This is a genomic window from Chryseobacterium sp. 27AL, from assembly GCF_057815395.1.
In genome coordinates, this window is record NZ_JBYRIW010000005.1 from 188,429 (window position 1) to 194,960 (window position 6,532).

The 6,532-nt window shown below is 41.2% G+C and carries 4 protein-coding genes; all 4 read left to right on the forward strand.

Annotated features, from left to right (window positions below; genetic code table 11):
• The first annotated feature begins 100 nt into the window (after positions 1-100).
• Positions 101-2,356: a T9SS type B sorting domain-containing protein gene (locus tag AC3WV0_RS10905; RefSeq protein ID WP_488846106.1), complete on the forward strand. Its 2,256-nt coding sequence runs from the start codon at positions 101-103 to the stop codon at positions 2,354-2,356.
• A 378-nt stretch (positions 2,357-2,734) separates the two neighbouring features.
• Positions 2,735-3,289: a hypothetical protein gene (locus AC3WV0_RS10910; RefSeq protein WP_488846107.1), complete on the forward strand. Its 555-nt coding sequence runs from the start codon at positions 2,735-2,737 to the stop codon at positions 3,287-3,289.
• 585 nt (positions 3,290-3,874) lie between these two features.
• Positions 3,875-6,211, forward strand: coding sequence for a beta strand repeat-containing protein (locus tag AC3WV0_RS10915; protein WP_488846108.1), 2,337 nt, complete (start codon positions 3,875-3,877; stop codon positions 6,209-6,211).
• 131 nt (positions 6,212-6,342) lie between these two features.
• Positions 6,343-6,532, forward strand: a 190-nt coding sequence (locus tag AC3WV0_RS10920; protein WP_488846109.1) for a DNA-binding domain-containing protein, incomplete at its 3' end; no start/stop codon positions are given.

Genomic DNA, 6,532 nt, shown 5'->3' on the forward strand with positions numbered 1-6,532 from the left:
GGCGTGATCTTTTTTTAAACCTTATCAGAATATGATATAGATATCAACTAAAAACATAAATGACCAAGTTAAACTTATTAATTAAACAACTAACCACTTCATGAAAAACAAAGGTTTTTATTATCTTTTCCTGATTCTCTTCTTTTTCTCCTGCAGGCTTTCTGCGCAAACCTATCAGCTTGCCGGAAACCCTGTTGTTACTACGGGGTGGGATCTCGTTTCCAGTGCGGCTGTAAATACAGATTTCATACAGCTCACCCAGGATGTGGGGAATCAATATGGTGCCATAAAACTTCAGGATCCTATCAACTTAAAATACTGTGACAAATGGAAAGTGGAATTTGATTTCAGAATCGACGGAAACGGAACAGCGCAATATGGAAGAGGTGACGGCTTCACTTTCTGGTATCTTGCCAATCCGCCAACAGGCTTCGTATCGGGTGGAGGACTGGGAATTCCGGCTAATGCCAGCGGACTGATGGTCGGGTTTGATATTTTCAACAATTCAACGGAAGGACAGATGAGTAAAATTCATGTCTTATACGGAACGAATAACGGGCTGAACAATAATATCGAATACAATAATACAGCGGGAAGCACATTTCATTCCCAGGATCTCAATCCTACCCAGCCATTTGTAGGAGCCACTTACAAGCACGTGGAAGTAAATGGGGAAACAGACCCGGCTAATCCCACCAGCTGGCTTATTAAAATAAAAATAGACGGCGTACAGATCGTAGATCAGTCTTTTGCACCTTCCGGAGGGGCAATAGGAATGACGACCGGATATTTTGGTTTTTCTGCGGCTACCGGAGGGGCAAGCGCAAGGCATTCCATTAAAAATGCAAAAATCTATATCGATAAGGTTCCGATCTTAACGAATACCATTAATCCTTTTGTCTGCGTAAATCCTGCAACAGGTAACGGAACAGTGGATTTAACTTCTTTTCAGAACCAATTTGTAACCAATCCTGCAAACTATACTTTTTCTTATTTTGGGCCCGGAGGAACACCAATCTCCAACCCTTCCAATTATCAGTATGCTACAGGAACAACCACAATTACCGTTGTTGTGAAAGACCCTTCTTCCACTTTATGCGACAATGGTGACGGAAAGATCGTTCTAACGCCCAGCCCATTTGCGGCAAATGATGTAACGCTGACGGGATGTAACAACAATAATGCGGGAGGTGCTGTATTTGATCTTACTTCAGCCGCATTGTCATCAGTTCCCGGAAGTACTTCCATATTCTACAATACGATGTATGATCTCAATAATCATATCAATCCTATTACCAATCCTTCGGCTTATCTTTCACCCGCAGCTACCATTTACGCTCAGGTGACCACCCCACAGGGATGTACGGATGTTGCTCAGATCACACTGGCTTTATTTCCAGTGGTAGAAGTTCAGGAAGCGACTTTAAGAGCTTGTGCTATTGAAAGCAATCCTTCAACAGGACTGTTTAATCTTACCACTGCGCCTGTTACCACACAAAGTGGCACGACCAAAAAATATTACCCTTCTTTAGCAGATGCCCAAAACGGAGTCAACGAAATTTTAACCTTTAATTCTTACATCTCTCCAAACGGAGTCATTTATATAAAAGTCACCAACGCAAACGGATGTTATGCGATTGCTAAAGTGAATCTCGTTGTTATCCCTCAGGTTTTCTCCACCACACTGGATGACAAGATCATCTGTATGGAAGACACTACAATTCTTGATGCAGGCCCCGGATTTACTGCGTACGAATGGAGCACCGGCGCAACTTCCAGAACAATAACGGCTGGAGTAGGTTTATATTGGGTAAAATTAAAAACAGGAGACTGTGTAGTTACCCAGACCGTAAAAGTGTATGCTTCAGAGCAGCCTGTGATAACCAGTGTTGATATTTCAAATACAACGGTTACTGTATATGTAAATGGCGGAACAGCTCCATACCAATATTCTACCGACGGGATCAACTGGCAGGAGTCTAATGAATTTAAGAATATGCCAAGAGGTGACAGTCAGATTTTCGTAAAAGATGCCTATGACTGTAACCCTATCGATATCAGTATTGTAGTACCAAATATTATTAACGTGATCACTCCGAACGGCGATGGAATAAATGATGCGGTAGATTATTCGGCGCTTGCCGGAAAACAAAATCTTGTTTTCAATGTGTTTGACCGTTATGGAGCAATGATTCACAAAGCCGATAAAACAAACCGTTACAGATGGGACGGAACCATGGCAGGAAGAAAAGTTTCTACAGGAAGCTACTGGTACTCCATTTCCTGGAATGAAAATGACAAAAAGAATACCCCTGTAAAATACTCAGGATGGGTATTGGTGAAAAACAGAGATTAAAAATTAATTTATATCTTTAAAGAGCGGCTGTATCAACACAGTCGCTTTTTTTATGCTTAAAAGGATACAGTCTTAGTGAATGTTGAGATAATAACTGATGTTGAGATTTAGGCAAGCCCCAAAGAAAACTTATAAAAAAGTAGTCAGACTTAGACTACTTTTTCTGTGACAAATGTAAACAAATTATCATTACTTCCAAATAATAATCTGTTGTTTTTTAATTGGTTAATTCATTCAAGGCTCCAATCATCCTCAAAAATCGGCCGTTTTGAAAGGAAATAAAGCGCCCCCATTTTCACCTTAAAAAAAGAAAACCGCATTGATTCTTAAATCATTGCTACTATAAGTAGTCTAAGTCTGACTACCTTTTTATACACAATGAAACAACAAATGATGACCCTTTCCCAGCTCCCTCATTTCCTGCGTTTTAGCGTAAGGATGCTGTGTTTGCAGGTATTTTTCATTGTTGTTTTCATCAGTTCCCAGACTCCTTTTTCTTATTCCGACTCAATACTTTTTATCTCCGAAGATTCTTATCTCTATGTTGAATCACCGGTTGACATCTCATCTGCAATATCTCCGTTGGAAAAAAATAAGATTGTAAAACAGGTTAATACAAGTCAACGTAAAGCTTTCTTTAAATTAAAATCATCCATCAGTAATCATATCAATCCATCAAGCCAGCCTTGCTTCACAGTTCCGAAGAGTTCCCAGTATATTGCAAACTCAGGTAACCCTTTATCAACAGCTGTTTTAATAAATCCTTCTCCGGTAAAACAACATCATAAAATGACCGGCTCTGACTTTTGGGCTTTACCACAAGTAATTGTCTCCGAAAAGAAACTTCTATATCATGTTATTAACCATTTCAACCTCTTAAAAATTACCACCAATCACTTCAGCCGTCCTCCTCCATACTTACTTTTTTATTAAACACAAATGACACGAATGATTTAAGCACAAATGAGCACAAATATCTACACACGAATGATTTACAAAATAACACAGGAACTCTAATGCACAGGACACTTCCCGCTCCGTTTGTCATCCCGTAGGGATCTAAGCAAACATTTTCACACAACAATTGTGGAATTAGTGTTCAACTATCAGTACCATTTGTGTTTCGTCAATTCGAGTGTTTTTTCGTAACAAAGTGAAGAAAAAATGTATCGAGAATGAAATTGATTCTCCAACTCATAAACTTCTCGATACGATTTTTTCAAAATCTACTCGAAGTGACGATAGACTCAGCGGACTCTTTTAAGTAGAACGCCTTTGTGAAACTCAAAAAGCATATCATAGATAAGAAACCTTAGTGCACTTTGTGTTCAAAACAATGTGATAGACAATGTCAGGCTAAGCCTGTCGAAGCCCAGTTCATTAGTCTTAAAGAATCAGCTTAGCGGACTCTTTTAAGTAGAACGCCTTTGTGAAACTTAAAAGCATATCATAGATAAGAAACCTTAGTGTACTTCGTGTTCACAATTAAAAATAGAACAACAATATAAATACAAAACAATGAAACATTTATTTACAACCGCCGCCGTGCTGTTCAGCATGACCGCATTCGCTCAGGTGGGGATTAATAATACTTCCCCAAAAGCAACCCTCGACATTACCGCCAAAACAAGCGGAACCAAACCGGAAGGATTAATCATTCCGCAATTAGCAGGTAGTGATATCCATACCGCCACAGCAGCAGGAGTCTACGGATCAGCACAGAAAGGACTTATTGTTTATGCCTCTTCAGCCGACACTAACCCTACCGGGCCAACAGCCAATATTACCACTGCAGGCTATTATTATTTCGATGGAACGAATTGGCAGAAAATCTCTACAGGAAATACGGTTAGCACTTCACTTGCCAGCGGAAACATCTATGTAGGAAGTGCCTCTAACGTGGCTACAGCCGTAAGTCCGACAGGAGATGTCGCCATTTCCAATACCGGAGCCACCACCATAGCAGCTAACGCCGTAACAACATCGAAAATTGCCAATAATGCGGTAACCGTTGCCAAACTTCCTGCAGGAGCTACCGCTACAACTTTCTTAAGAGGAGATGGAACCTGGGTGACACCAACTGACACAAATACTACCTATACCGCCGGAACCGGACTCACCCTGACAGGAACTTCCTTCTCAGCAAATGATGCTACGGCAACGACAAAAGGGATTATACAACTGGCAGGAGATTTGGCAGGACCTGTTGCTGCCCCTACCATTGCAAGCAATGCAGTAACTTCTGCTAAAATAGCAGATGGTGCGGTAACAGCTTCAAAGCTTAACCAGATGTCCGCCACATCAGGACAGGTACTGGGTTGGAACGGAACAGCCTGGGCCCCTACTGCCAATGGAATAAGTACTACCCTGAACAACGGAAACATCCTGGTGGGAAATGCTTCAAATGTGGCTACAGCCGTAAGTCCGACAGGAGATGTCGCCATTTCCAATGCAGGAATAACTTCTATAGGCACAGGCAAAGTTACCACTACACACCTTGCCAATAATGCGGTAACCGTTGCCAAGCTCCCTGCAGGAGCTACTGCGACAACTTTCTTAAGAGGAGACGGAACATGGGTGACACCTACGGATACCAATACTACCTATACTGCCGGAACCGGACTCACCCTGACAGGCACTTCTTTTTCAGCGAATGATGCTACGACAATGACAAAAGGGATTATACAACTGTCAGGAGATTTAACAGGAACAGCAGCGTTGCCGACGGTGGCTAAAATACAGAACAAGGCAGTTTCTTCCACAGCGCCTACCAACGGTCAGGTATTGAAATACAATACCACCACAAGTGCCTGGGAGCCCGCTGCAGATATTGATACCAATACAACTTATACCGGTTCTGCCACTATTAACCTAAACGGAACCAGTTTTGAGAGAACTGCTCTATCAGGAGATGTAACAGCCTCTGCCAACAGCAATACCACCACTATAGCAGCAAACGCCGTAACTTCTGCTAAAATCGCTGACGGAACTGTTGCCAATGCAGATTTAAATACAGGAGTTGGAGGCATCTACAAAGGAAGCGGAGCATTATCCGGAGGCAATACTTCAGTAGACCTGGGCACGAATAATTTAGCTTTTACTTCTACTGCAACTAATGGAACTAGCCATTTTACGGTGGACGGTAGTACGTTAAATGTAGATGCAGTAAATAATAGAGTGGGAATTGGAACAAATGTTCCAGCCATAACTTTGGATGTTAGCGGTGATCCTACTAGTACATCTAAGTTGGATGGAGTTATGGCACCTAGAATAACCGGTCAGCAATTGCGCGCAAAAACCTATACAGCATCTCAAACAGGCGCATTAATATATGTCACTACGGCTGATCCTGCTCCATCAGGACAAACTGTTAATGTTTCTTCTTCAGGATATTATTACTTTACAGGTACCGTATGGGAAAAATTAGTTACTACAAATATAACAACACCAGTCACTCCGAAATTAATTTTATCAGCGAAAAGATCAAGCGATTTTACAGGGACAGCAGGATTAGCGAACAAGATACCGTGGGATTCGGAAACTTACGATCCAGAAAATGCTTTCTCCCCTGGAAGTATAACATATACTGTACAAAAAGCTGGAATTCATCAAATCTTTCTTAATGCTAGTGTGAACGGAACTAATTTTAATTCTGGAGCAGCTTGGTTTCTTAGAATATGGAAAAATAATGGTGTTGTAGCTGCTATAGATGCAACTAAATCTTCTGGAGCATCTGCAGTTGTTTTTGCTATTGAAGATTGTAATGTAGGTGATACTATCTCAGCAGATTTCGGCTTTGCCCCAAATATTGCATATGGAGGACTAACTAAGATTAGCATATTTAGATTTGAATAATTAACAATTACCGCACTGACGCTCGCGTCAGCAATCCGACAACAACTACATTAATTAATCCTAACCCTAACAGGGTTTCGACCTGTTGGGGTTTATAATAACAAATTTAATAATCAAATAATTTAAAAACGATGGCAAACATCCTACACAAAATCAAAGCGTATCTCTACGATAACACTTTAACCAAAGACAACCCCAATGATTTCATTGCCCGTACGGCAAGCGAACGTTCCCTTTCTGTAAAACAGATTTGTGAAGCCGCTGCCAGTCGTGGTGGCGCAGATGTTTCTGCTTCGGCAATGGAGCATGCGACCGAGCTTT